This is a genomic window from Reyranella sp. (genome assembly GCF_004297265.1).
Classification (GTDB): Bacteria; Pseudomonadota; Alphaproteobacteria; order Reyranellales; family Reyranellaceae; genus Reyranella.
In genome coordinates this window covers 46,679-70,915 of the sequence record NZ_SCUT01000059.1, presented here as the reverse complement: position 1 = coordinate 70,915, position 24,237 = coordinate 46,679, and the positions used below count along the sequence as shown (strand labels likewise).

Below are 24,237 nucleotides of genomic sequence, written 5' to 3'. Positions count from 1 at the left end.
CCGTGCGCGCAAACAGGAGTAGCTGTTGGAGAAAATCGCCGTCGTCTTCGTCGTGGCCGTGGCGGCCGGTGCCGCCCTCTATCTGTTTGGCCGCACCGCCTCTTCTCGGCAGCGTCTGACACGGTCGGTGGCGGCGGCGATCGCCGGCGCGCTGGCCGCCGCCGGCGCGGTTTACGGGCTCGAGGCCCTGACCGGCGACGACACGCAGATGGTCGACAATGCCATGGTGGAAGCGCGCACCCTGCCCCTCGTCGGCCTGGTCCTGGCCGACGTGCCCGACGCCGAGCCACGGCTGCGCGCCTCCCTGAGAGAGGAGCTGCGCAACCCGACGACCCAGGGCGCGCCGCGTCCGCTGGTGCTGATGAGCGAGCTGCGCGCCACCCATATCGTGCCGGCGCTGAAGGCGGCCGACGCTGCCGATGCCGAGGGCGTGCTGGCGGCACGCATCGCGCTGATGCGGCACCTGCGCGGCACCAATGTCGCGGCCTGTCGCGAGCTGGCGTTGATCGGCATCCAGCACGCCGACCGGCTCGACGCGCAGGGCCAGAAGCTGATGCGCGAGATGCTGACGGCGATGGAGAAGGCCTATCGCTCGGGCCGCACGGCGCTGAAGTCGGGCGCCGCCGCACCGCCGCCGGTGCCGAATGACACCGAAGCGCGCGACCTGCTCGTCGAGGCCGGCCTGACACCGGCCGACTTCGAGAAGCTGCAGAACCTCGCGAAGCTCTCCGCCGAGGAGGCGTGCGAACTGGGTATCCGTCTGAACGCCACGCCCTCCAGGCTGCCCGCCGACCGCGCCGGCAACCTCGCCCGCTATCTGGCGGCGGCACAGTAAAGAGGGTCTTCAACACAAATCCCGTCATCTCGACCGGAGCACCGAAGGTGCGGAGTGGAGAGATCTTGTCTCCACGCAATGCCGCCAAATCGCGGAAAAGAGGTCTCTCCACTCCGCGCTGCGCGCTCCGGTCGAGACGACGGGATTTTGTTTTGGGATTGCCCCTGTCTGGCCCGCTAAACCGAAGCCACCAGCGGGGCGACCACGGCCTTCAGCACCATCGCGACGTCCTGCGGGGACATCCTCACCTGCAGGCCGCGCTGGCCGCCGTTGAGGAAGACCAGCTCGTGCGCCATGGCCTCGGCTTCGATGGCGGTCCGCACGGACCGCATCTGGCCGAACGGGCTGATGCCGCCGACCTTGTAGCCGGTCATCCGTTCGGCATCGGCGGGCTTCATCATCTCGGCCGACTTGCCCTTGAAGGCCGCCGCCAGCTTCTTCATCGAGACTTCGCGATCGGAGGGCACGATCACGCAGGCGGGCTTGCCGTCGACCAGGGTCATCAGCGTCTTGAGCACGCGCTGCGGCTCTTCGCCCAGCGCCTCGGCGGCCTGCAGGCCGACCTTGTCGGCGTCGGGGTCGTAGTCATAGGTATGGACGGTGAAAGCGACCTTCGGCTGCTCCAGCGCCTTCGTGGCGCGCGTGACCTTCGACATCCTGCTCCTCACTCGACGAGGAACAGGATAGCGCCGTCGCCGGTCAGTTTCCCTTCAGAATTTTCGCCGCGGCGTCGGCGAAGACCTGGCAGCCCAGCACGATATCGGCGTCGTGGGTGTTCTCGGTGAAGTGATGCGAGATGCCGCCGATCGAGGGCACGAACATCATGGCGGCCGGCATCTTGAGCCCGATCACCTGCGCATCGTGGCCGGCACCCGACGGCATGCGGACATGCTTGTCCGGGGCATGGACGGCCGCCGACTCCTCGATCGCCTCGAGGAAGCGCTCGTCCATCACCAGCGGCTGGGTGCGCGAGAGGTTCACGCACTCGACCTTGCAGGGGCTGTTCTTCTGGTGATCGGCGACGATCTCCATCAGCTTGGCCTCGAAGGCCTGCAGGATCTTGAAGTCGGCGTCGCGGAACTGGAGGATCATCTCGGCCCGGCCGGGAACGATCGCCGGCGCGCCGGGCTCCAGCACCATCTTGCCGACGGTCCACACGCTGCGCGGACCGGAGACGGCGGGGAACTTGTCCATCACGTCGTTGTAGAGCCGCATCATGGCGACGCCCGCATCCTTGCGGATCGGCATGGGCGTCGTGCCGGCATGATTCTGGATGCCGCTGAAGGTCAGGCGGAACTGCATGATGCCGACGATCGCCGTGACGATACCGATGCGCTTCTCGCCCGCTTCGAGGAGGCCGCCCTGCTCGATATGCGCCTCGAGGTAGCCGCGGTACCGCCCCTCCTCCAGATGCTCGCGCGGCACGCCCTCGAGGCCGGCCGCCTTCAGCGCCTCGCGCATCGGCGTGCCCTCATCGCGATGCTTCGCCTTGTCGATATCGGCCTCGGAGAAGATGCCGATGAAGGAGCGGCTGCCGGTCATCTGCCCCCAATGGCCCTCCTCGTCGGCCCAGGAGGCGACGTCGACGGCGAGATGCGCGGTCTCGGGATCTTCCGCCAGCGCCCGGGCCACTTCGAGCCCGTAGATCACGCCCATGACACCGTCGAGCCAGCCGCCGCGCGGCTGGGTGTCGGAGTGCGAGCCGATCAGGATGCGCGGACCGGTCTTGGGACTCTTGCCGATCACCGTGCCGATGCCGTCGATCACCGGTTCGAGACCCGCTTCCTTCATGCGCGCCGCGAGCCAGTGCCGGCTCTCGACATCCTGTGGCGACAGGTGCGGGCGATGCACGCCGGTCTGGTAGCGGCCGAAATCGGCAATGCGCCGCAGGTCGCCGAGCAGTCGTTCATCATTGATCGTGGGCATATCAGTTCTCCTCCACCTCATCCTGAGGAGCGGCCCCCCGGGCCGCGTCTCGAAGGATGGGAACCCGCACCTTGTCTGTTGCCCATCCTTCGAGACGCATCGCTACGCGATGCCCCTCAGGATGAGGATTTACTGTCCTGAACATCAGTTCAGATGCGCCGCGACCCAGGCGGCAAGGGAAAGCAGGCGGTCGTCGTCGTGACGCCGGCCGACGAGCTGGACGCCGAGCGGCAGGCCGTTCGGGCCGGTGCCGGCCGGCAGGGTCACGCAGGGTGTGCCCGCAAGTGTCCAGATCGAGTTGAAGACCGGATCGCCCGTCGAGGCGAGGCCCTTGGGCGCCTCGCCCGGTGCGCTCGGCGTCAGCAGCAGGTCGACCTTGTCGAACAGCGAGTCGACATGGGCCTTGAAGGAAGTGGCCTTGCGCTGCGCCGCCACATAGCGCTCGAAGGAGACGGCGAGGCCGCGCTTCATCGGCCCGTTCATCAGCTCGTCGCTCACCTTGTCGGGATTGCGCACCCGCTCGTCGGCATAGTTGCGCACGCTCTCGAAGCCGGTGATCGCGGCATGGTCGTCGATGATATCGGCAAAGGGCGCAGCAAAGGTCACGTCGACCACGGACGCGCCCTTGTCGCAGAGCCGGGTCGCGGTCTCTTCCATCAGCGCCTTGGTCTCGGGCTCGGCCTTGTCCCAGACCGGCGAGCGGCAGAAACCGATGCGCGGCCGGCCGATATCGTAATCAATGTAAACCGGCGGCAGCTTCAGCACGGCAGCGCGGAACAGGGCGATGTCGTCGAGCGTGCGCGCCATGAGACCCAGCGTATCGACCGAATGGCACTGCATCTTGATGCCGACACGGTTGAAGTCGCCGAAGGTCGGCTTGTAACCGATGACACCGCAATAGGCGGCCGGCCGGATCACCGAGCCGCCGGTCTGCGTGCCGAAGGCCAGCGGCACATGCCCATCGGCGACGGCCGCGGCCGATCCCGAGGATGACCCGCCCGGCGTGTGCGCGGGATTGTGCGGGTTCGTCGTCGCGCCGGCATGACGGTTGGCGAACTCCGTCGTCACGGTCTTGCCCATGATGACGGCGTTGGCGGTGCGGCAGAGCGCCACGCAGGCCGCATCGCCGAACGGCACAGTCCCCGCGAAGATCGGCGAGTTGTGGCCGGTCGGCATGTCGTAGGTGTCGATGATGTCCTTCACGCCGACCGGGATGCCGCGCAGCAGGCCGCCGCTTGCCGCATCGGCGGCCTTCGCCTGCGCGATGGCTTGGTCGGGATCGAGATGCACCCAGGCCTTCACGATGTCGTCGCGCTCGGCAATGCGGTCGAGACAACGGCGCACCAGCTTTTCGGAGGTAAGCGTGCCGGCCTCGATGGCGGCCACGGCTTCGACGGCGGTGATCGCTTTCATGACAGCACGCTCCGCGCCCAGGCCGCGATGTCGAGAAGGCCCGCATCCTCATGCTGGCGGCCGACGAGCTGGATGCCGACTGGCAGGCCCGTCGGTCCCTTGGTCAGAGGCAGGGTCACGCAGGGCATCCAGAGATAGGTCCAGAGCAGGTTGAAAGTGGCATCGCCGGTCCGTTCGAGGCCGACCGGCGCCTCGCCCTTGGCCGGCGCCGTCAGGATGACGTCGATCTCCCCAAACAGCGCATCGACCGCGGCGCGGCCGGTTTCGCCGAGCTTCCGGGCGGCCACCCAGGTCGCGTAGTCGATCTTCGAGCCGGCTTCGAGCTTGTCCTTCTTCAGGCTCTCGCTCAGCAGGCCGGTGAAGCGCCGCGCCTCGTCGGCGTGGGCGCGCGGCCCATCGAAGGCCGACAGCGTCTTCTGGCCCTGGGTCATGTCGCGCACCGGCGCGGGGAGCTCGATCTCGCTCACCTGCGCACCGGCCTTGGCGAAAGCCGCCGCGGCATCGTTCAGGGCCTTCGTGCCCTCCGGTGAAAGTTCGTCGCGATGATGTGTGAAGGCGACGGCAATCCTCGGCGGCCGGTCGAGCTTGTCGATGGGCGTGAAGGGCATCGCCATCAGGGCTGCGCGGAACAGGGCAATGTCCTCGACGCTGCGGGCATAGGCGCCGATCGTGTCGAGCCATTCGGTATTGGCCTTCATACCGGCCGGCGCGAAGTGGCCGTAGGTCGGCTTGTAGCCCACGACGCCACAGAAGGCGGCGGGACGGATGACCGAGCCACCGGTCTGCGTGCCGGTGCCCAACACGGTCTGGAAATCGGCGACCGCCGCCGCCGAGCCCGAAGAAGAGCCGCCCGGCGTATGCGCGGGATTGTGCGGGTTCTTCGTCGGGCCGGGATGACGATTGGCGAATTCCGTCGTTACCGTCTTGCCGAGCAGGATGGCGCCGGCCTCGCGCGCCAGAGCGACAGTCGCAGCGTCGGCCAGCGGCTGGTGCGTGCGGTAGATCGGCGAGCCATAGGTCGTCGGCTGGTCGTAGGAATCGATGATGTCCTTCACACCCATCGGGATACCGTGCAGCAACCCCTTGCGTGGCCCGCGATCGAGCACCCTGGCGGTTTGAAGGGCAGCCTCGCGCGCGAGATGCGACCAGGCGAGCACGTCGGCGTCGCGCTGGTCGATGCGGTCGAGATGGTCGCGCACGATCCCCTCGGCGGTGGCCGCTCCGGAGTCCAGTCGTTGCGCGAGTTCGGTGGCGGTAAGCGTATTCAGCGCGGCCATGGTCGCCAGCAAAACAGCAAGAAACATGCCGCGTCCAGTGCGCTGCGGGGTGGCTCGCTTCGTGCTTCGAGCAGCGGAACCACGGAGGTCCTTCAATGCTTACCCGTCGCGCCGCCCTTCTTTCCGGCACCGCGCTTTCCCTCATCGGCACGAGCTCGGCAAAAGCGCAACAATCCGCGCCTCTGCGCATCGCCATGACACTGGCCGACATCCCCGCGACCGACGGCGCGCCCGACCAGGGCACCGAAGGCATCCGCTTCATGGGTTACACGATCTACGATCCGCTGGTCGCCTGGGACCTGACGTCGGCGACCGCGCCCGCGAAGCTGGTGCCCGGCCTCGCGACCAAGTGGTATCAGGACCCGGCCGATCCGACGAAGTGGATCTTCGAGCTGCGCCAGGGCGTGAAGTTCCACGACGGCTCCGACTTCAACGCCGACGCGGTGATCTTCACCCTCGAGCGCACCCTGAACGACAAGTCGCCGGCCTTCGATCGCACCGGCCGCAGCATCCTGATCGCGGCGGTCTGGCCGGTGATCGGCTATCGCAAGATCGACGATTACAAGGTCGAGATGCAGACCAAGGGCGTCGACACGATCTTCCCCTCGCTGCTCAACCGTTTCCCGATCGCGAGCCCGGCCAACTTCGAGAAGGTCGGCCGCGACTGGCAGGCCTATCGCAAGTCGCCGTCGGGCACTGGCCCGTGGAAGATGAAGGCCTGGACGCCGCGCGAGCGCGCCGAGCTGGAGCGCAACAACGACTACTGGAACAAGGAGCGGCTGCCCAGGACCGAGCGGATGGTGCTGCTGCCGATTCCCGACGTCTCGACCCGCACGGCCGCGCTCCTGTCGGGCCGGGTCGACTGGATCGAGGCACCCGCCCCCGACTCGCTCGACAAGCTGCGCGCCGGCGGCTGCAAGATCGAGACGAACGCCATTCCACACATGTGGCCCTATACGCTCAGCATGCTGCCGGGCGCGCCGACCGCCGACATCCGGGTGCGCAAGGCGCTGAACCTCGCGGTCGACCGGGACGCGATGGTGAAGCTGCTGAACGGCCTCGCGGCGCCAGCCGTCGGCTGCGTGCCGGTCGATCATCCCTGGTTCGGCAATCCGACCTTCAAGATCCGCTACGATCCGGCGGAGGCGAAGAAGCTGCTGGCCGAAGCCGGCTACGGGCCGCAGAAGAAGCTCAAGCTGAAGGTCGCGATCTCGACCTCGGGCTCGGGCCAGATGTATCCACTGATCATGAACGAGTTCATCCAGCAGCAATTCGCCGAGGTGGGCGTCGAGCTGGAGTTCCAGGTGATGGACTGGAACGCGCTGCTCAACTTCATGCGCCAGGGCGCCAAGGCACCGGAAGCGGCCTCGTTCAACGCCATCAACGTGAGCTGGAACACGATGGACCCGCACAACGCCTTCATGCGCTTCGTCGACAGCCAGCAGGTCCCGCCCAAGGGCTCGAACTGGGGCTACATCAACGATCCGGAGTTCGACAAGCTGGCCGCCGAGGCGCGCAGCACCTCCGATCCCGCGGAACTCGACAAGGTGCTGGCCAGGATCAACACCCGCATGGTCGACGAAGCCGTGTTCGTCTGGTTCGTCCATGACGTCTGGCCGAACGCGATCTCTTCCAAGGTGAAGGGCTACGTCCATCCCAAGAGCTGGTACGTCGACTTCTCGCCGGTGACGGTCGGTTAAAGTCTCTCCGAGCGAAAAAGAATCACATCGTCTTCCCAAAACCGGCCTCACCCTGAGGAGCGCTCCGCAGGAGCGCGTCTCGAAGGGTGGGAACGAGCACCACGTCTGTTGCCCGTCCTTCGAGACGGCCGCGGTGCGGCCTCCTCAGGATAAGGTTAAGTGTTTCAACTTGAGGCGGGATCCTAACCCCGCTTGCGCTGCGACCAGCCGATGTAGAGGCCGGCACCGACGATGATGGCGGCGCCGACCCAGCCCAGCAAATCCGGGAAGTCTCCGAAGAACAGGTAGCCCACGACCACCGAGCCGATGAGCTGCATGTACTGGAACGGCGCCACGATGTTGGCCGGCGCATAGGTGAGCGCGCGGGCGACGAAATAGTGGCCGGTGCCGCCCAGCACGCCGAGGCTGCAGAAATAGAAGATGTCGCGGGCGCTGTGCGGCGTCTTCCAGACGAAGGGCAGCACCAGGAACATGCCGAAACCGCCGACGATCGAGCTGTAGATCGCCGAGGTCTCCGGCGTGTCGATGCTGGAAATCAGTCGCGTCAGCACCTGGTAGATGGCGTAGCAGGCCGCGCTCAGGAGCGAAAGCAAGGCCGCCCACTGGAAGACCGCGCTGCCTGGCTGGATCAGGACCAGCACGCCCACGAAGCCGACCAGCAGTGCGCCGATATGAGCGCGCGCGGCGCGTTCGCCCAGCACGAGCCAGGCAAGCGGCAACACGAGCAGCGGCGCCATCATCGTGATGGCCGCCGCCTTGCCCAAGGGGATGTAGACGATGGCGAGGAAGCTCGCGACGTTCGACGTGAACAGCATCAACGAGCGCACGAGCTGCGTGCCCGGCCGCCGCGTGCGCAGCATGCCGAGACCGAAACGCGGAACGAAGAAGATCAGCATATAGACGATATGGCCGAAGGCACGCGCCCACGAGATCTGCAGGGTATTGTAGTCGGCGCCCAGGAACTTCGCGAAGCCGCTCATGATCGGAAACAGCAGGCCCGCGCCGCACATGAAGAGGATGCCGGCCAGGATGCGCTGGCCGGCCGGTGCGGATTGCGGCGTCAATGTCCAGGCTTCACGCGCTGCAGCGCCTCCCAGACGCGCGCCGGCGTGGCCGGCATTTCGAGACGATCGACACCGGCCGGACGCAGCGCGTCGAGGACGGCGGCCATCACCGTCTGCGGCGCGCCGATGCACCCCGCCTGACCCGAACCCTTCACGCCCAGCGGATTGGCATCGGTCGGCCGCTCGACCAGCTGGATGTCGAAGAACGGCAGGTCGGTCGCGCGCGGCAAGGTGTAGTCCATCAGCGAACCGCTGAGGAGCTGGCCGGATTGCGGATCGTAGACCGTGTGCTCCAGCAGGGCCTGACCAATACCCTGGGCGAGACCGCCCTGCACCTGTCCCTCGGTCAGCATCGGATTGATCAGGCGTCCGTAGTCGTCGACCGCGGTGTATCTCAGCAGGTCGACGGCGCCCGTCTCCGGATCGATCTCGACCTCGGCGACGTGGCATCCGCTCGGGAAGGTGAAGATGTCGGTGATGTTCAACACGTGCTCACCCAGTCCCGGCGACATGCCGTCGGGCAGATTCGCCGCCTCCCGTGCGCTGGCCGCCAGCGAAGCGAGATCGATGGCGCGGTCGCTGCCGCGCACCGTGAAGCGCCCCCGGTCGTAGTCGAGCTCATGCTCGCTGGCCTGCAAGAGATGTGCCGCGAGTTTGCGCGCTTTTGCGAGGGCAGCATCCATCGCCTTGACCAGGGCCGCACCTCCCATGTGCATCGAGCGCGCCCCGCCATGTCCCGCGCCGCTCCTCACGGCGCGCGTATCGGCCTGGACATAGTGGAAAGCCTCGATCGGCAGGCCGAGATGCCGCGACGCGATCTGGGCAAAGGACGTTTCGTGCCCCTGCCCGTTCGATTCGGTGCCGACGGCGATCATGACGCTGCCATCCGGATCGAAGCGCACTTCGGCTCCCTCATTGGGCGCGCCGCGTGATGTCTCGAGAAAGCAGGCGACACCGAGGCCGCGGAGGCGGCCGCGCATCTTCGCGGCCGCGCGCCGCGCCTCGAAGCCCGGGGCGCGCGCCACGGCGGTATCGAGGTTTGCCACGAAGTCGCCTGAGTCGATCGCCATGCCCATCGCGGTCCTGTGCGGGAAGGACGAGATCAGGTTCTGCCGCCGCAAGTCCGCCGGATCGCGGCCGAGCGCACGCGCCGCCGCCTCGATGGCCCGCTCGACGATATAGTTGGCCTCCGGCTTGCCGGCGCCGCGATAGGCGTCGACCGGCACCGTGTTGGTAAGCGCGCCGCGCACATCGACGGCAATCGCGGGAATGTCATACACGCCGCCCTGCGCCGTCGAGGCGGCGACCACCGAGGCGCCGGGCCCGTTGCCCGACAGATAGGCACCGAGATTGGCGACCATCGCCACGTCGAGCGCGAGGATGCGTCCCGTCCCGTCGAGCGCGATCCGCGCCGTCGCCGCGATGTCGCGGCCCTGCGCCCCCATCACGAACTCCTCGGCGCGATCGGCCAGCCAGCGCACCGGGCGCTTCAGCCGGCGCGCCGCCCACAGCAGCAGGATCCATTCCGGATAGAGGAAGTTCTTCATCCCGAATCCGCCGCCGACATCGGGCGCGCTGAGCTGGATGCGCTCGGGCGCCACCTTGAAGACGAACTCCGCAAGCTGGCGGCGGATGCCGTGCAGCCCCTGCCCCGTCAGTTCGAGATCCATGGTGTCGGTCGCCGCGTCGTAGCGCGCGATACCCGCGCGCGGCTCCAGCGGCACGACGATGACGCGATTGTTCGTCACGTCGACCTCGATGATATGCGCAGCGTTCTTCATCGCGGCGGCGACGGCAATGTGGTCGCCTCGCTGCACGCGATAGACCAGATTGCCCGGCGCCTCGTCCCACAGGGAAGGCGCTCCCTCCGCCAGCGCTGCGCGGCCGTCGACGACGGAGGGCAACGGCTCGTAGTCGATCTCGATCCGCTCTGCCGCCTCGCGCGCGATCTCCGCACTGTCGGCCACGACGAAGCAGACGGGGTCACCGACATGGCGGACGCGGCCCATCGCCAGCGCCGGACGCGGCGGCACGATCATCGGCTTCACCGCGGCCAGGCACGGCATATGGCCCAGGCCGTCGGCAGCGAGATCGTTGGCGTTCGCAACCAGATGCACACCGGCCATCGAGGCCGCGGGCGACACGTCAAGTGAACGGATCAGGGCGTGGGCATGCGGCGAGCGCAGGACATGGCCATGGAGTGCGTAGCGTTCCTCGATATCCTCGACGTAACGGCCGTGTCCCGTGAGGAAACGACCATCCTCGAGGCGGCGTATCGATCTTGCGTCCTGGCTTCCATCCGCCACCTGGTTTCTCCCGAACCGTCCGTTTGCCACGAGCATACACCATTGACGGGCCTCGACGACGGGCGGAGGCTCCCGCCACCCGGCTCACATCAAGCCTTTCGGAGGAAGCGAATGATCGATCTGCATTTCTGGCCGACGCCCAACGGCAAGAAGGTCACCATCCTGCTCGAGGAATGCGGCCTGCCCTACAAGGTCGTGCCGGTGAACATCGGACAGGGCGACCAGTTCACGGACGCGTTTCTCGAGATGAATCCCAATCACCGCATGCCGGTGATGGTCGACAATGCGCCGGCCGACGGCGGCAAGCCGCTGGTCGTGTTCGAGTCCGGCGCGATCATGATGTACATCGCCGAGAAGGCCGGGAAGTTCTATCCGCAGGACCTTCGCACCAAGCACGAAGTGAACGAATGGCTGATCTGGCAGATGGCCAACCAGGGGCCGAAGAGCGGCGAGTGCGGCCATTTCCGCCGGCTCGACCAGGCCAAGGAAGGCGACCAGAGCTATGCGATCAGGCGCTTCACCGACGAGGTGAACCGGTTGTACGGCGTGCTGAACAACCGCCTCTACAAGCACAAGTACCTGGCGGGCGACCAGTACACGATCGCCGACATGATCTGCTATCCGTGGACGGTGAACTGGAAGTTCCAGGGCCAGGACATCGAGGAGTTCCCCTACTTCAAGCGCTGGTTCGAGGAGCTCGGTGCGCGCCCCGCCGTCCAGAAGGGCATGGCGGTCGGCGCCGACTTTTCGGTCGATCGCGAGAAGCTGCCGCCCGAGGAGCAGGAGCGCATCCGCAAGATGCTCTACAACCAGCGCGCGCGGCCCGTCCGCGTGGCCTAGCTAGAGACGCTGCTCGCTGGAGAGAGGGGGCGCCACCTCCTCCAGCGACTTGCACTCCGCCGCCACGCCGAGTTTCAGGGTCACGAACGCCGCCGCGATCATCAGCACCGCGCCCAGCATGTAGCCCCACAGGATCTCGCCCGAACTGCCGCCGGCGATCAGCACCCCGAACAGCCACGGTCCGCCGACACCGCCGAACAAGGTGCCGAAGGCGTAGAACAGCGCGATGGTCAGCGCGCGGATCTCGAGCGGGAAGCACTCACCGACCGTGAGATAGGCCGCACTGGCCGCCGCCGAGGCGAAGAAGAAGACCACGCTCCACATCGCCGTCTGCGTCGTGGCATCGAGATGGCCGGCATGGAACATCCAGCCCGTCACCGCCAGCAGCACGCCCGAGATCGCATAGGTGGCGGTGATCATCTGACGGCGCCCGATACTATCGAACAGCGGCCCCAGCAGCAGCGGCCCCAGGAAGTTGCCGATCGCGAAGGGCAGGATGTAGAGGCCGACCTTGTCGGCCGGCACGCTGTAGAACTTGGTGAGGATCAGCGCGTAAGTGAAGAAGATCGCGTTGTAGACGAAGGCCTGCGAGGCCATCAGCACGACACCCAGCGTCGTGCGGCCGCGATAATGCGTGAGCAAGGTGCGCGCGACCGAAACCATCGTCGTCTTGTGCGGGTCGCCCAGCGACAATGTCTTGGTCACCGGCTCCAGCTTCCGGCCCGTATCCGCCGCGACCCGCGCCTCGATCTCCTCGACAACGCCCTCGGCCTCGCGCGGCTTGCCGTGGATCATCAGCCAGCGCGGGCTCTCGGGCAGGAAGCGCCGCAGGTAGAGGATCACGAGCCCCAGCACCGCGCCGCTGCCGAAGGCCAGCCGCCAGCCCATGTCGGGATCGAGCACGTCAGGATCGAGCAGCCAGACCGAGAGCAGCGCGCCGCCGGCCGCACCGATCCAGAAGCTTCCGTTGATGGCAAGATCGATGCGGCCGCGCAGGCGCGCCGGGATTAGCTCCTGGATCGCCGAGTTGATGGCCGAATATTCGCCGCCGATGCCCGCGCCGGTCAGGAAGCGGAACAGCAGGAAGCTGTGGAAGTCCCAGGAGAAGGCTGTCGCCGCCGTCGCGACCAGATAGACGCCGAGCGTCACGTTGAAGAGCTTCTTGCGGCCCAGCCGATCGGTGAGATGCCCGAAGAACAGTGAGCCCAGCACGGCGCCGGCGAGATAGGCGCTCCCCGTAAGGCCGACCTGCTCGGCCGTGAGTTGCAGCCGCGGACTGGTTTGCAGCGCCGCCGCCACCGAGCCCGCCAAGGTGACCTCCAGTCCATCGAGGATCCAGGTGATGCCCAGGGCAACGACGACCAGTCGGTGGAAGCGACTCCACGGGAGACGGTCGAGACGGGCGGGAACGTCGGTCTGCACAGTCGGTGCAACGCATCGGCCTGCCGAAGGTTCTATCGGCGCGGTGCCCCTACCGCCGCAAGGCTGGGTTGCCGGGGCGATACTGGCGAGCCGAAAGACTGCCGCCTAAAGTGGCAACATGTCCGACAACACGATGGCAGCCGGTTCCGCGCCCGTTCCTGCCCCCTCGGCTCCAGCCCTGTCCGGCGCCGCCTCCGCCAACACCACGACCTTCGCCGTCATCCTGTCGCTCAGCTTCTGTCACCTGCTCAACGACATGATGCAGTCGCTGGTGCCGGCGCTGTATCCGATCCTCAAGGATTCATACGCACTGTCATTCGGCCAGATCGGCTTCATCACCCTGGCCTTCCAGTGCACCGCCTCGATGCTGCAGCCGGTGGTCGGCATGTACACCGACAAGAAGCCCCAGCCCTATTCCCTGATGGTCGGCATGGGCTTCACCCTGGTCGGCCTCCTGCTGATGTCGCAGGCGAACTCCTATCCGCTGATCCTGTTCGCCGCGGCGCTGATCGGCATGGGCTCCTCGGTCTTCCATCCCGAGGCCTCGCGGGTCGCGCGCATGGCGGCCGGTGGACGCTATGGCCTCGCGCAGTCGCTGTTCCAGGTCGGCGGCAACATGGGCTCCGCCGCGGGCCCGTTGCTGGCCGCCTTCATCGTCGTGCCGGCCGGGCAGCGCAGCATCGTGTGGTTCTCCGCGGCCGCGCTCGTCGCGATGATCGTGCTGTTCCAGGTGGGCCACTGGTACAAGGCCAACCGCGCCAGCCAGAAGCCGGCGGCCCGCAAGAGCGCGGCGGCTGGCGGTCACGTGACCCTGTCGAAGGCCCGCGTCGGCGTTGCGGTCGCAATCCTGGTGGCGCTGCTCTTCTCCAAGAACGTCTACAGCGCCAGCCTCGGCTCCTACTTCACCTTCTACCTGATCCAGAAGTTCGGCGTGGAAGTTCAGACCGCGCAGCTCTTCCTGTTCGCCTTCCTGGTCGGCATCGTCGCCGGCACGATCCTGGGCGGCCTGGTCGGTGACAGGGTTGGTCGCATTCCGGTCATGTGGTTCTCGATCCTGGGCGCCCTGCCCTTCGCGCTGATGCTGCCCTACGCCAACCTGTTCTGGACCGGCATCCTCGCTGTCACCGTGGCGATCGTCATGGCCTCCGCCTTCTCCGCGATCCTGGTCTACGCCCAGGAACTCCTGCCCGGCCGGGTCGGCTTGGTCGCCGGCATGTTCTTCGGCGTCTCGTTCGGCCTGGGCGGTCTCGGCGCCGCGGCGCTGGGCGAGATCGCCGACCATGCCGGCATCGAAGCGGTCTACAAGGTGACCCCGTTCCTGTTGCTGCTCGGCCTGCTGACGGCCTTCCTGCCCAAGCATCCGAGCGCGCCGAAGCTGCCGGCCTGATCAGGCCCCGGCCGGATCAGGCAAGTCCGGCCGCGGCGATGCGGCCGGCTTCGGCGATCGCCGCGCTGCGCGCTTCGTCGGAGATCGTGGAGCCCGTGTAGTAGGCCGCGATGAAGACCGGCGCGCGGCCCGGCGGCCAGGCGACCGCGATGTCGTTGGCACTGCCGTTGCCGCCCGTACCGGTCTTGTCGCCGACGCGCCATGACGCCGGCAACCCGGCCCTCAGCCGCTTGTCGCCGGTCTTGTTGGCAACCAACCAGCCGATCAGCCGTTCGCGCGAGCCGGCCGACAGCACATTCCCCGCGACGAGCTTCTGCATCGTGCCCAGCATGGCCAGCGGCGAGGTCGTATCGCGTGGGTCACCCGGCGCGCCCTCGTTCAGTTCGGTCTCGATTCGGTCGAGTCGCGTCATCGGATCGCCCAACCCGCGGACAAAAGCGGTCAGCCCCGCGGAACCACCGAAGCTCGCCAGCATCAGGTTGCCCGCCGTATTGTCACTGAGGGTCATGGCCGCCGCACAGATCGCATCGACCGTCATGCCGCCCGGCCCGGCATGCTCCTTGGTGGCTGGCGAATAAGGGACGAGATCGCTCTCGGCAAAGACGACGCGTCGATCGAGCCTCTCCTCGCCCCGATCGACGCGGGCCAGCATCAGGGCCGCCGCCAGGAACTTGAAGGTGCTGCACATCGGGAAGCGCTCGTCGCCCCGATGGGCCACCCGACGCCCGCTTGCCGTATCGAGCAACGCCACACCGAGGCGGCCGCCGTTGCGCCGTTCCAACTCGCGCAACGCAGATATCGTATCATCGGCAACGGCCGGCACGGAAAGCAGCGGCGCGACCAGAAGCATACGGCGGGCGATCGAAGCGGGCACCGGGTTCTCCCTGTCATGAGCCGGCGCATGGGTAGCGGTCGAATATGGCAGCAGCCCGGCCTGTCGCCCGCGGACCGTTGCGCTAAAGTGGTGACCGGATTCGAATTGCCTATCTGCACAACGCCGCCGCGAAGCCCAGGAGAAGTGTATGGTCCTTGGAATGTCCATCGCGACCTTCACGGTCGTCCACGTCGTCATCAGCCTGATCGCCATCGCGGCCGGCGCGGTCGCGTGTGCCCGCATGCTGGAGGGGCGCCGGCTGGATGGTTGGAACTCCGTGTTCCTGCTGGGCACGATCCTGACGACGCTGACCGGATTCCTCTTCCCGATCACCGTGTTCACGCCGGCACTCGGCGTCGGAATCGTTTCGTCGGTTGCCCTGGCGATCGCGCTGCTGGCGCTCTATGTCGGCCGCCTCGCCGGCGCATGGCGGTGGATCTATGTCGCGAGCGCCCTGTTCGCCTTCTATCTCAATGTCTTCGTCCTGGTCGTGCAGTCCTTCCAGAAGATCGGCTTCCTGAACAGGTTCGCACCGACCGGCTCCGAGCCGCCTTTCGCGGTCATGCAGGGTATTGTGCTGCTGGGCTTCATCCTGCTGGGCTTCCTCGTCCTGAAGCGCTTCCGCCCGGCCTGAAGAAGAAAGAAGACGGAGGACACGACATGAAGGACTTCGCGGGAAGGATTGCCGTCATCACGGGCGGCGGCACCGGCATGGGGCGCGAGCTGGCGCGGCAGCTCGCCGCCGAGGGCTGCAGCATTGCGTTGGGTGACGTGTCGGCGGGCGCCATGGCCGAGACCAGGCGGCTCTGCGAGGCTGCCGGCCTCAGCCAGGGCCAGCGCATCACGACGCATGTCGCCGACGTGGCCGACGAGCCGCAGGTGCTGCGCTTCCGGGACGGGGTCGCCGAGCAGCACGAGACCGATCGCATCCATCTCCTGTTCAACAACGCCGGCATCGGCGGCGGCGGCAGCTTCCTCGTCAACGAGCGCGCGGAGTGGGAGCGCACGTTCAACATCTGCTGGGGCGGCGTCTATCTCTGCACGCGGGCCTTCATGCCGCTGCTGCAGCGCGCCGATGCGGGCCACATCGTCAACACGTCGAGCGTGAACGGCTTCTGGGCCTTCATAGCGCCCAACATTCCGCAGACCGCCTATGCGGCCGCCAAGTTTGCCGTGAAGGGCTTCACCGAGGCGCTGATCACCGACCTGCGCCTCAACGCCCCGCATATCAAATGCTCGGTCGTGATGCCCGGCCACATCGGCACGTCGATCGTCGCCAACTCACGCAAGCTGCAGAGCGGCAACCAGACCGACGAGATCACGGCGCACGAGATCGGCTTGGCACGGGCGCGCATCGCCTCGATGGGCGTCGACGCCACCAGGCTCTCGGACGACGATGTCCGAGGGATGATCGTCGAACGCGCACGGCGATTCCTCGAGGAGGCGCCGACGACGGCGGCCGAAGCGGCGACGATCATCCTCGACGGCGTGCGCAACGAGCGCTGGCGCATCCTGGTCGGGTACGATGCCGAGCGCATCGACAGCCTCGTGCGCGAGAGCCCGGAACGGGCGTACGAGACGGAGTTCTTCGAGGCCTTCGCGAAGGAGACCGGCTGGGTGGTCGGCGGCCGCTGACCCGCCCGGCAGCGTTAGTCGCCTGCGTCGGCGCGCCCAGGGACCACGCCGGAGCTGAGCGGCGCCCCCTGTCGGTCCCCGGCTTTATCCTGAAGGATGACATCGCGCAGGTCCGACGACGGACGCTGGTTGGCTACGGCGAGGCGATCGAACAGGAACATGCGCCGTGCGTTGGCGGGTGGCTTACGGACAGCTTCCGCGAGGCCCCGCTCGCCCTGAAGGACGACCTCATACCTGTCCGGATCGGTCGCCGACAGGCTCACATAGCAGGCGGCGCGGACGCGGCCTGCCTGGTTGAGGGAGACCTCGAAGGTCGGGCCCACCAGTTCGGGCAAGGCAACACCCGCCGCGCGAAGATCTTCGTAGAGCTTGTCGACCTCCTCTTTGGTCCGCATCACCGACCAGCTGGCGAGCTGGTCGGCGAGCCTGCCCTTCGTCTTGGCGGCATTCATGCCGTCCTGCACGCGTTCGAGCATGTACCGGCGGACCTCTGGCGCGGTGATCGGGCCGACGATGAAGGCCGAAAGGGGTGCCGGCATCGCAAGCGAATTGTTGCAGACATTGACGGCCTGATGGGACATCGGCAGCGCCGGACGTTCGAGACCGACCGGGCAGAGGTTGAGCGCCAGGAATTCACCGATCGTCTCGACGTACTGGAATTCCTCGACTGGCCTGGCCATCAGGTTGGCCACGAAGGCCGGCGGAAGCCCTATGTCGGCGGCATATCGGATCAGCATCGCGGCGCCGCCGCGCGCATCCGCGAACCCCTGGAGACGGCTCGCCACGGGATCGTCAGCGGTCACGCCGCGCAGCGCACTGTGATCGAGGAAGAAATTGTGGAAGGCGATCTTGCTGCCAATCTCGACGTTGCAATCCGCCGGATATGCCGCCGCGGCGCGGACCGTGTTGCCACCCAGAAGCGCCAGGGCACAGGCCGAGAGGCAGACGTCCTGCTTGCGGACGACGGCAACGACCCTGAAGCTCCGCAGCAGCTCACCGATGCGGACTCCCTCGGACAGGGTACCGCCCAGGCTGCTCAGCTCGATGGTGGCGAGCGGCATTCCCGGTTTCGCCGGGGACGAGGCCTGGAGCTTGACCAACAGATCGCGCAGCTTTTCGGCGTCTCCGGCCTCGATCATCCCCGTCAGCCGCAGCCTTGGCCTCTCCTGGGCGTCGGTTCGCAGGAAATAGCCTTGAAGCCCCGAGGGCGTCAGGGAAACGATGGTCGCAGCGCTAAGGTCCCCCGCAGTCAAGGCAGTCACAATGTACGTGAACGCAACAACCAGAAGGGCCGATAAGCACCGCATACTATGATCCCGCCTGCAGCAAGAGCGCTCCCTGTGAGCGACGCTTCCGGCGTCTACACAAGGAAGATAATACTTTTTGTGGCGGCAAATGGAGTCAAACGATTAATGCTGCCGGCGCCACTCCGGCATGTACTTCACAACAAAAAAATGCGGAGCGTACCCCGCCGATAGCAAAAAGGGCTCCGGGCACCGCTGTGCGCGGCGACCCGAAGCCCTTCAAGCTAGCATTGCACCCGTTCGATGGACGAGCACGCGATCGTTTCGTTCGTTTCTCGGACCGCACACACTCCCTCAGGAAGCGATGAAATCCGAAGGTCCGCCTCAGGCCTTGAGGTTGACCGCGGCTTCCTTGCCACGCTCGACCTGGACCTCGTAGCTGATCTTCTGGCCTTCATTCAGGCCGTTGAGCCCGGCCCGCTCGACCGCGCTGATGTGGACGAACACATCCTTGCCGCCCGTATCGGGCTGGATGAATCCGAATCCTTTGGTGGCGTTGAACCACTTGACGGTACCTGAAGCCATTCGTGAGTGTCCCTAATTTCCGGCGCGCATCTGCACCGCCGATACGATAGCAATATTTCACCCCGTCTGACCATCGCCTGTCCACGGCGAGTTTCACAATCAAGAGTTGCCTTGAAAGTGCCTTTTTGGCGTCGACCGCCTCTCACGATTTGGTGAGCCGACCTTTCCGCGCCGGATTTCAGCACCCGCCATGCCCTGTTCTAACGGGCGGGCGGCGTAAAGCCCTTGCTGCGGATCTTCTTCTCCAGGATGGCGATACCGGCGGCGGTATTGCCCTTGTTGCACTTGTCGATGCCTTCGACGATGTCGAAATCCGGACGCGTGCCACCGTTGCCGCCGCCGTCGCCCAGGTATCTGGTCGCGTACTCGCCCAGCTTCTTGCAATAAGCCGCGTCGTCGCTTTGGGCCATCGCTTCACTGGCCAGAAGGGCGGATAGAAGTAGCAATATTGCCAGTCGTGTCATGGATCGGGACGCTCACTGAATACTTGGCAGCCAGAAGGCATTGGTCGACGCCGCAATACGCCTTGTAGCCTCAGCCGCACAATAGGCGGGCTTGTTCGATCCCGCCAATCCGTTCGTGATCCGGTGGACCGCCAGGAACTACGCCCGGCCGGCCTTCAGGCGAAGAACGGCCTGGCGGACGGCGTCGTCGAGCCCCTCTCCGCCCTTGTCCAGATGCGCGACGATAGCGGCGCGCATGCGCGGATCCCAGAACTTCCGAAGGTGGGTGGCGATGGCGGCCGCCGGATCGGCGCCACGCTGCGGCACGAAGAACCTGCCGATCTGGTTCGCCATCATCACGAGTTTCTCCGACGACATGCCGCCTACTCCGCCGCGATGCGCCGGCTGCGGCGGGCCTGCTCGGCATATTCCTTCTGCCAGTCGCCGGGGCCGTTGGACGGCGACACCTGCACGGCGGTGACCTTGTATTCGGGGCAATTGGTCGCCCAGTCCGAGAACTCGGTCGTGACCACGTTGGCCTGCGTCTCGGGATGATGGAACGTCGTGTAGACGACGCCGGGCGCCACCCGGTCGGTGATCCTGGCGCGGAGGCTGGTACTGCCGACGCGGCTGTCGAGCTTGACCCAGTCGCCGTCGCGCACACCGCGCTGCTCGGCATCGTGCGGATGGATCTCCAGCAGGTCCTGGTCGTGCCACACGACGTTGTCGGTGCGCCGCGTCTGGGCGCCGACATTGTACTGGCTGAGGATGCGGCCCGTGGTGAGCAGCAGTGGAAACCGCGGTCCCGTGCGCTCGTCGGTCGGTACATACTCCGTGATCAGGAAATTGCCCTTGCCGCGGGCGAAGCCGCCGATATGCATGACCGGCGTGCCGAGCGGCGCCTTCTCGTTGCACGGCCACTGGACCGAGCCGACCTTGTCCAGGAGATCATAGGATACACCGGCGAAGCCCGGCGTCAGAGCCGCGATCTCGTCCATGATCTCCGACGGATGCCTGTAGGGCATCTCGAAGCCCATCGCCCTGGCGATGGCCAGGGTGATCTCCCAATCGGCCATACCGCTTCTGGGCGTCATCACCCGCCGCACGCGATTGATGCGGCGTTCCGCATTCGTAAAGGTGCCGTCCTTCTCCAGGAAGGTCGAGCCCGGCAGGAAGACGTGGGCGTAGTTCGCCGTCTCGTTCAGGAACAGGTCCTGCACCACGACGCATTCCATCGAAGACAGTGCCTGCACGACGTGGCTGGTGTTCGGATCGGACTGGAGGATGTCCTCACCCTGGACATAGAGGCCCTTGAAGGTGCCCTCGACCGCCGCATCGAACATGTTGGGGATGCGCAGGCCGGGCTCTGCGTCGAGCGGACGGCCCCACATCTTCTCGAACGTCTCGCGCGTCGCGTCGTCGGAGATGTGGCGATAGCCCGTCAGTTCGTGCGGGAAAGAGCCCATGTCGCACGCCCCCTGGACGTTGTTCTGACCGCGCAGCGGGTTCACGCCGACGCCCGGCCGGCCGAGATTACCCGTCACCATGGCGAGGTTGGCGATCGCCATGACCGTCGTCGTGCCCTGGCTGTGCTCGGTGACGCCCAGGCCGTAGTAGATCGCGGCGTTGCCGCCGGTGGCGTAGAGACGCGCGGCGCCGCGGATCGCCTCGGGATCGACGCCGGCCATCAGGCCCACGGTCTCCGGGCTGTTCTGCGGTTCCGATATGAAGGCTGCCCAATGCTCGAAGGCATCGCGGTCGCAGAATTCCCGCACGAACCGCTCGTCGGCCAGGCCCTCGGTGACGATCGTGTGGGCCAGCGCATTCATCACCGCGGCGTTGGTGCCGGGCCGAAGCGGCAGGTGATAGTCGGCCTCGACGTGCGGCATGCGCACGAGGTCGATGCGGCGCGGATCGATCACGATCAGCCTCGCCCCCTGCCGCAATCGCTTCTTCAGGCGCGACGCGAAGACCGGATGCGCGTCGGTCGGGTTGGCGCCGATCACCAGGATCACGTCGCTCTGCTCGACCGAGTCGAAATCCTGCGTGCCCGCCGAGGTGCCGAAGGCCTGGCTGAGGCCGAAACCGGTCGGCGAGTGGCAGACGCGCGCGCAGGTGTCGACATTGTTGTTGCCGAAGCCGCCACGGATCAGCTTCTGCATCACGTACGTCTCTTCGTTGGTGCAGCGCGACGAGGTGATGCCGCCGATGGCCAGACGGCCATGCTTGTCCTGCAGGCGGCGGAATTCCGCGGCGACCCGGCCGATTGCCTCGTCCCAACCGACCTCGCGCCACGGCTGGTCGATGCTCTCGCGCACCATCGGCTTCAGGATGCGTTCCTTGTGATGCGTGTAGCCCCAGGCGAAGCGGCCCTTGACGCAGGAATGTCCGCGATTGGCCTTGCCGTCCTTCCACGGCACCATGCGCACGAGCTCCTCGCCGCGCATCTCGGCCTTGAAGCTGCAGCCGACGCCGCAATAGGCGCAGGTCGTCACCACCGAATGCTCGGGCTGCCCGATCTCGATCAGGCTCTTCTCCGAGAGCGTCGCGGTCGGGCAGGCCTGCACGCAGGCGCCGCACGACACGCATTCGGAGCTCAGGAAGTCGTCGGACGACGTGCCGGGCGAGACCTTGGAGTCGAAGCCGCGGCCCTGGACGGTGAGCGCGAAGGTGCCCTGCACCTCCTCGCAGGCGCGCACGCAGCGCGAGCACACGATGCACTTCGCGGGATCGAAGGTGAAATACGGATTGCTCTCGTCCTTCTCCTGCTTCGTGTGGCTCTCGCCCTCGTAGCCGTAGCGCACCTCGCGCAAGCCGACCGCGCCCGCCATGTCCTGCAGTTCGCAGTCACCATTGGCCGCGCAGGTCAGGCAGTCGAGCGGATGGTCGGAGATGTAGAGCTCCATCACGCCCTTGCGGATCTGCTTCAGCCGCTCGGTCTGGGTCGACACGACCATGCCAGGCGCCACCGGCGTCGTGCACGAAGCGGGCGTACCGGTCCGGCCGGAAATCTCGACCAGGCAGAGGCGGCACGAACCAAAGGCTTCGATCGAATCGGTGGCACAGAGCTTGGGTACCTGGATGCCGGCATCCATCGCCGCCCGCATGATCGAAGTGCCGGCGGGCACCGAGACGGTCTGGCCGTCGATGGTGAGGGCGACCTGCTCCGTCGCGCGGCTGGCCGGTGTGCCATAGTCGGTTTCGGGAACGAGCGACATGACGGGTCCTCTATTCCGCGGCCGCGCTGACGGGCGGGCGGACGAAATCCTCGGGGAAGTGCCTGATGGCACTCATCACCGGATAGGGCGTGAAGCCGCCCAGGGCGCAGAGCGAGCCGAACTTCATCGTCTGGCAGAGGTCCTCGACCAGCTCGAGGTTCGCGGTGGTCTGCTCGCCACGGATGATCCTGTCGATGGTCTCGACGCCGCGTGTCGAGCCGATGCGGCAGGGCGTGCACTTGCCGCAGGATTCGAGGGCGCAGAATTCCATGGCGAAGCGGGCCTGGCGCGCCATGTCGACCGCGTCGTCGAACACGACGACACCGCCATGACCGATCAGCCCGTCGCGCGCTGCGAAGGCCTCGTAGTCGAACGCCGTATCGAACAGCGCACGCGGAAAGTAGGCGCCCAGAGGGCCCCCGACCTGGACCGCCCGCACCGGCCGCCCGCTCCGCGTGCCGCCGCCGATCTCGTCGACCAGCTCGCCCAGGGTGACGCCGAACGCCGCCTCGAACAGGCCTCCGTGCCTGACGTTGCCCGCCAGCTGGATCGGCATGGTGCCGCGCGAACGTCCCATGCCAAAGGCGGCATAGGCTTCGGCGCCCTCTGCCAGGATCCACGGCACGGTGGCGAGCGAGATCAGGTTGTTGATCACCGTCGGTCGGCCGAACAGGCCCTTGTGCGCCGGCAGCGGCGGCTTGGCGCGCACCTGCCCGCGCCTCCCTTCGATGCTCTCCAGCATCGCAGTCTCCTCGCCACAGACATAGGCCCCGGCTCCTACCCGGATCTCCATGTCGAATCCGGCCCCGGCGCCGAGAAGCCCATCGGCTTCGGCAAGGCGCACGGCCCGCTCTAAGGTTCGCACTGCATCCGGATATTCGGAGCGGATATAGACGTAACCCTTGGTCGCTCCGACGGCGAGTCCGGCGATCGCCATGCCTTCGATCAGCGCGAAGGGATCGCCTTCGAGCAACATGCGGTCGGCGAAGGTGCCGGAATCGCCTTCGTCGGCGTTGCAGACGATGTACTTCCGGTCGGCCGGCGCATCGGCGACCGTCTTCCACTTGATTCCGGTCGGGAAGCCGGCGCCGCCGCGGCCACGCAGGCCGGATTTGGTCACTTCTTCCAGTGTCTTCGCCGCCCCAAGGCTGCGCGCCCGTTCGAGGCCCCGACCGCCGCCATGGGCCCGCCAGTCGGCGAGAGACAGCGGATCGACGATACCGCAGCGCGCAAAGGTGAGGCGCGTCTGTCTCTTCAGGAAGGGAATCTCCTCGGGACGGCCGAGGCAAAGCGGATGGTTGGCGCCGACGGCTATGCCGGTCAGCAGACCCGGTACATCGTGCGGCGTCACGGGTCCGAAGGCGATGCGTCCGTGTGGCGTCTCGACCTCGACCATCGGCTCCAGCCAGAACAGGCCGCGCGAACCCGTGCGGACGATCTCGATCTCGATGCCCTGCCGCCTGGCCTCGTCGCCCAACAGGGCCGCGACCTTGTCGGCGCCGACGGCGCGGGCGGCGGCATCGCGCGGCACGAAGAGGCGCATCGTCATCGCGAGACCTCGCGGGCGATCTCGTCGATCGACGCTGCATTCAGCCGTGCCATCGGCTCGCCATCGAGCATCGCCGAGGGCGCGGAGGCGCAGAGACCCAGGCAATAGACCGGCTCGATCGTGACCCTGCCGTCGGGCGTGGTGCCGCCCCAGTCGAGGTTGAAGCGATCGAGGACGCGGCGGGCGAAAATCTCACTGTCCATCGACTGGCACGCCTCGGCGCGGCAGAGCTTGAGCACGTGGCGGCCCGCCGGCTGACGACGGAAATCGTGATAGAAGGAGACGACGCCGTGCACCTCTGCGCGGGTGATGTTCAGCGCCTGCGCCAGGAAGGCAATGGCCGGCTCCGGGACGTGCCCGAAGGCCGCCTGCAGATCGTGCAGGATCGGCAGCAACGGCCCCTCGCGCCCGTCGTGGCGGCGGACAATTTCCGTGGCCTCGGTTTCGTCCCAGCGCAGCGACACCATGAACTCCATCCCAAACCGGCCGGCTGACCCTGTTTGCCGACTCTAGTTTCGC

General features: G+C 66.7%; 21 protein-coding genes. 6 read left to right on the top strand and 15 right to left on the bottom strand.

Annotation, left to right across the window (positions count from 1 at the left end; all coding sequences use genetic code 11):
• Nucleotides 1-25 precede the first annotated feature (25 nt).
• Nucleotides 26-835 carry a hypothetical protein gene (locus tag EPO41_RS26735; protein WP_296332050.1) on the top strand — a complete coding sequence of 270 codons (810 nt, stop codon included), beginning with the start codon at nucleotides 26-28 and terminating at the stop codon, nucleotides 833-835.
• Between the two features lie 176 nt (nucleotides 836-1,011).
• Here the strand turns inward: EPO41_RS26735 and ybaK are convergent, their stop codons facing one another.
• The 4 genes from ybaK to EPO41_RS26715 form a co-directional block, all read right to left on the bottom strand.
• Nucleotides 1,012-1,491 (bottom strand): Cys-tRNA(Pro) deacylase, encoded by a 480-nt coding sequence (gene ybaK / locus EPO41_RS26730; protein ID WP_296332047.1) that lies wholly within the window; start codon nucleotides 1,489-1,491, stop codon nucleotides 1,012-1,014.
• A 43-nt stretch (nucleotides 1,492-1,534) separates the two neighbouring features.
• On the bottom strand, nucleotides 1,535-2,761 hold the full coding sequence (locus EPO41_RS26725) for a hydantoinase/carbamoylase family amidase (RefSeq protein WP_296332046.1): 1,227 nt from the start codon (nucleotides 2,759-2,761) through the stop codon (nucleotides 1,535-1,537).
• 144 nt (nucleotides 2,762-2,905) lie between these two features.
• A complete protein-coding gene (locus EPO41_RS26720) occupies nucleotides 2,906-4,174 on the bottom strand; it encodes an amidase (RefSeq protein ID WP_296332044.1) in 1,269 nt (422 codons plus the stop codon).
• Nucleotides 4,171-5,478: an amidase gene (locus EPO41_RS26715; protein ID WP_296332041.1), complete on the bottom strand. Its 1,308-nt coding sequence runs from the start codon at nucleotides 5,476-5,478 to the stop codon at nucleotides 4,171-4,173. The genes EPO41_RS26720 and EPO41_RS26715 overlap by 4 nt, the downstream gene beginning before the upstream one ends.
• A 68-nt stretch (nucleotides 5,479-5,546) precedes the next feature.
• Here EPO41_RS26715 and EPO41_RS26710 point away from each other — a divergent pair, with 68 nt between their 5' ends.
• Entirely contained in the window at nucleotides 5,547-7,151 is a 1,605-nt protein-coding gene (locus EPO41_RS26710; protein ID WP_296332040.1) for an ABC transporter substrate-binding protein, read from the top strand.
• Nucleotides 7,152-7,333: 182 nt separating this feature from the next.
• On the opposite strand, the gene EPO41_RS26705 is transcribed toward EPO41_RS26710, so the two are convergent.
• The gene (locus tag EPO41_RS26705) at nucleotides 7,334-8,215 is read right to left on the bottom strand and encodes a DMT family transporter (RefSeq protein WP_296332038.1); all 882 of its coding nucleotides are present in this window, start codon (nucleotides 8,213-8,215) and stop codon (nucleotides 7,334-7,336) included.
• Nucleotides 8,212-10,521: a xanthine dehydrogenase family protein molybdopterin-binding subunit gene (locus EPO41_RS26700; protein WP_296332036.1), complete on the bottom strand. Its 2,310-nt coding sequence runs from the start codon at nucleotides 10,519-10,521 to the stop codon at nucleotides 8,212-8,214. Before EPO41_RS26700 ends, EPO41_RS26705 begins: the two co-directional genes overlap by 4 nt.
• Nucleotides 10,522-10,632: 111 nt before the next feature.
• On the opposite strand from EPO41_RS26700, the gene EPO41_RS26695 reads away from it, so the two are divergent.
• The gene (locus EPO41_RS26695) at nucleotides 10,633-11,361 is read left to right on the top strand and encodes a glutathione S-transferase N-terminal domain-containing protein (RefSeq protein ID WP_296332034.1); all 729 of its coding nucleotides are present in this window, start codon (nucleotides 10,633-10,635) and stop codon (nucleotides 11,359-11,361) included.
• Here the strand turns inward: EPO41_RS26695 and EPO41_RS26690 are convergent, their stop codons facing one another.
• On the bottom strand, nucleotides 11,362-12,783 hold the full coding sequence (locus EPO41_RS26690; RefSeq protein WP_296332031.1) for an MFS transporter: 1,422 nt from the start codon (nucleotides 12,781-12,783) through the stop codon (nucleotides 11,362-11,364). It lies immediately after the preceding gene.
• A 118-nt stretch (nucleotides 12,784-12,901) separates the two neighbouring features.
• On the opposite strand from EPO41_RS26690, the gene EPO41_RS26685 reads away from it, so the two are divergent.
• Nucleotides 12,902-14,170: an MFS transporter gene (locus EPO41_RS26685; RefSeq protein WP_296332029.1), complete on the top strand. Its 1,269-nt coding sequence runs from the start codon at nucleotides 12,902-12,904 to the stop codon at nucleotides 14,168-14,170.
• A 16-nt stretch (nucleotides 14,171-14,186) separates the two neighbouring features.
• Here the strand turns inward: EPO41_RS26685 and bla are convergent, their stop codons facing one another.
• Nucleotides 14,187-15,020, bottom strand: a complete 834-nt coding sequence (gene bla, locus EPO41_RS26680) for a class A beta-lactamase (RefSeq protein ID WP_296332220.1) — start codon at nucleotides 15,018-15,020, stop codon at nucleotides 14,187-14,189.
• A gap of 184 nt (nucleotides 15,021-15,204) precedes the next feature.
• Here bla and EPO41_RS26675 point away from each other — a divergent pair, with 184 nt between their 5' ends.
• Complete coding sequence (locus tag EPO41_RS26675) at nucleotides 15,205-15,678, top strand: hypothetical protein (protein ID WP_296332027.1); 474 nt, start codon at nucleotides 15,205-15,207, stop codon at nucleotides 15,676-15,678.
• Nucleotides 15,679-15,704: 26 nt separating this feature from the next.
• Nucleotides 15,705-16,679, top strand: a complete 975-nt coding sequence (locus tag EPO41_RS26670; protein ID WP_296332026.1) for an SDR family NAD(P)-dependent oxidoreductase — start codon at nucleotides 15,705-15,707, stop codon at nucleotides 16,677-16,679.
• A 14-nt stretch (nucleotides 16,680-16,693) separates the two neighbouring features.
• On the opposite strand, the gene EPO41_RS26665 is transcribed toward EPO41_RS26670, so the two are convergent.
• From EPO41_RS26665 to EPO41_RS26635, 7 genes are all read right to left on the bottom strand, one after another.
• A complete protein-coding gene (locus tag EPO41_RS26665; protein ID WP_296332024.1) occupies nucleotides 16,694-17,932 on the bottom strand; it encodes a hypothetical protein in 1,239 nt (412 codons plus the stop codon).
• A gap of 375 nt (nucleotides 17,933-18,307) precedes the next feature.
• A complete protein-coding gene (locus EPO41_RS26660; protein ID WP_296332022.1) occupies nucleotides 18,308-18,508 on the bottom strand; it encodes a cold-shock protein in 201 nt (66 codons plus the stop codon).
• Between the two features lie 200 nt (nucleotides 18,509-18,708).
• Nucleotides 18,709-18,918: a hypothetical protein gene (locus tag EPO41_RS26655; protein ID WP_296332020.1), complete on the bottom strand. Its 210-nt coding sequence runs from the start codon at nucleotides 18,916-18,918 to the stop codon at nucleotides 18,709-18,711.
• Nucleotides 18,919-19,110: 192 nt separating this feature from the next.
• Nucleotides 19,111-19,329 carry a formate dehydrogenase subunit delta gene (locus EPO41_RS26650; RefSeq protein ID WP_296332018.1) on the bottom strand — a complete coding sequence of 73 codons (219 nt, stop codon included), beginning with the start codon at nucleotides 19,327-19,329 and terminating at the stop codon, nucleotides 19,111-19,113.
• A gap of 5 nt (nucleotides 19,330-19,334) precedes the next feature.
• Nucleotides 19,335-22,169 (bottom strand): formate dehydrogenase subunit alpha, encoded by a 2,835-nt coding sequence (gene fdhF, locus EPO41_RS26645; RefSeq protein ID WP_296332017.1) that lies wholly within the window; start codon nucleotides 22,167-22,169, stop codon nucleotides 19,335-19,337.
• A gap of 10 nt (nucleotides 22,170-22,179) precedes the next feature.
• The gene (locus EPO41_RS26640) at nucleotides 22,180-23,718 is read right to left on the bottom strand and encodes an NADH-quinone oxidoreductase subunit NuoF (protein ID WP_296332015.1); all 1,539 of its coding nucleotides are present in this window, start codon (nucleotides 23,716-23,718) and stop codon (nucleotides 22,180-22,182) included.
• Complete coding sequence (locus tag EPO41_RS26635) at nucleotides 23,715-24,185, bottom strand: formate dehydrogenase subunit gamma (RefSeq protein WP_296332013.1); 471 nt, start codon at nucleotides 24,183-24,185, stop codon at nucleotides 23,715-23,717. Before EPO41_RS26635 ends, EPO41_RS26640 begins: the two co-directional genes overlap by 4 nt.
• Nucleotides 24,186-24,237: the final 52 nt, after the last annotated feature.

Bases quoted from the DNA above. Each gene is read 5' to 3' on its own strand.
- EPO41_RS26660 (WP_296332022.1), bottom strand. From the start codon at position 18,508: ATGGCTTCAGGTACCGTCAAGTGGTTCAACGCCACCAAAGGATTCGGA.
- bla (WP_296332220.1), bottom strand. From the start codon at position 15,020: ATGCTTCTGGTCGCGCCGCTGCTTTCCGTGCCGGCCGTTGCCGATGAT.
- EPO41_RS26670 (WP_296332026.1), top strand. From the start codon at position 15,705: ATGAAGGACTTCGCGGGAAGGATTGCCGTCATCACGGGCGGCGGCACC.
- EPO41_RS26710 (WP_296332040.1), top strand. From the start codon at position 5,547: ATGCTTACCCGTCGCGCCGCCCTTCTTTCCGGCACCGCGCTTTCCCTC.
- EPO41_RS26685 (WP_296332029.1), top strand. From the start codon at position 12,902: ATGTCCGACAACACGATGGCAGCCGGTTCCGCGCCCGTTCCTGCCCCC.
- EPO41_RS26640 (WP_296332015.1), bottom strand. From the start codon at position 23,718: ATGACGATGCGCCTCTTCGTGCCGCGCGATGCCGCCGCCCGCGCCGTC.
- EPO41_RS26655 (WP_296332020.1), bottom strand. From the start codon at position 18,918: ATGGCCCAAAGCGACGACGCGGCTTATTGCAAGAAGCTGGGCGAGTAC.
- EPO41_RS26635 (WP_296332013.1), bottom strand. From the start codon at position 24,185: ATGGTGTCGCTGCGCTGGGACGAAACCGAGGCCACGGAAATTGTCCGC.
- EPO41_RS26675 (WP_296332027.1), top strand. From the start codon at position 15,205: ATGTCCATCGCGACCTTCACGGTCGTCCACGTCGTCATCAGCCTGATC.
- EPO41_RS26720 (WP_296332044.1), bottom strand. From the start codon at position 4,174: ATGAAAGCGATCACCGCCGTCGAAGCCGTGGCCGCCATCGAGGCCGGC.
- EPO41_RS26725 (WP_296332046.1), bottom strand. From the start codon at position 2,761: ATGCCCACGATCAATGATGAACGACTGCTCGGCGACCTGCGGCGCATT.
- EPO41_RS26695 (WP_296332034.1), top strand. From the start codon at position 10,633: ATGATCGATCTGCATTTCTGGCCGACGCCCAACGGCAAGAAGGTCACC.
- EPO41_RS26650 (WP_296332018.1), bottom strand. From the start codon at position 19,329: ATGTCGTCGGAGAAACTCGTGATGATGGCGAACCAGATCGGCAGGTTC.
- fdhF (WP_296332017.1), bottom strand. From the start codon at position 22,169: ATGTCGCTCGTTCCCGAAACCGACTATGGCACACCGGCCAGCCGCGCG.
- ybaK (WP_296332047.1), bottom strand. From the start codon at position 1,491: ATGTCGAAGGTCACGCGCGCCACGAAGGCGCTGGAGCAGCCGAAGGTC.
- EPO41_RS26715 (WP_296332041.1), bottom strand. From the start codon at position 5,478: ATGTTTCTTGCTGTTTTGCTGGCGACCATGGCCGCGCTGAATACGCTT.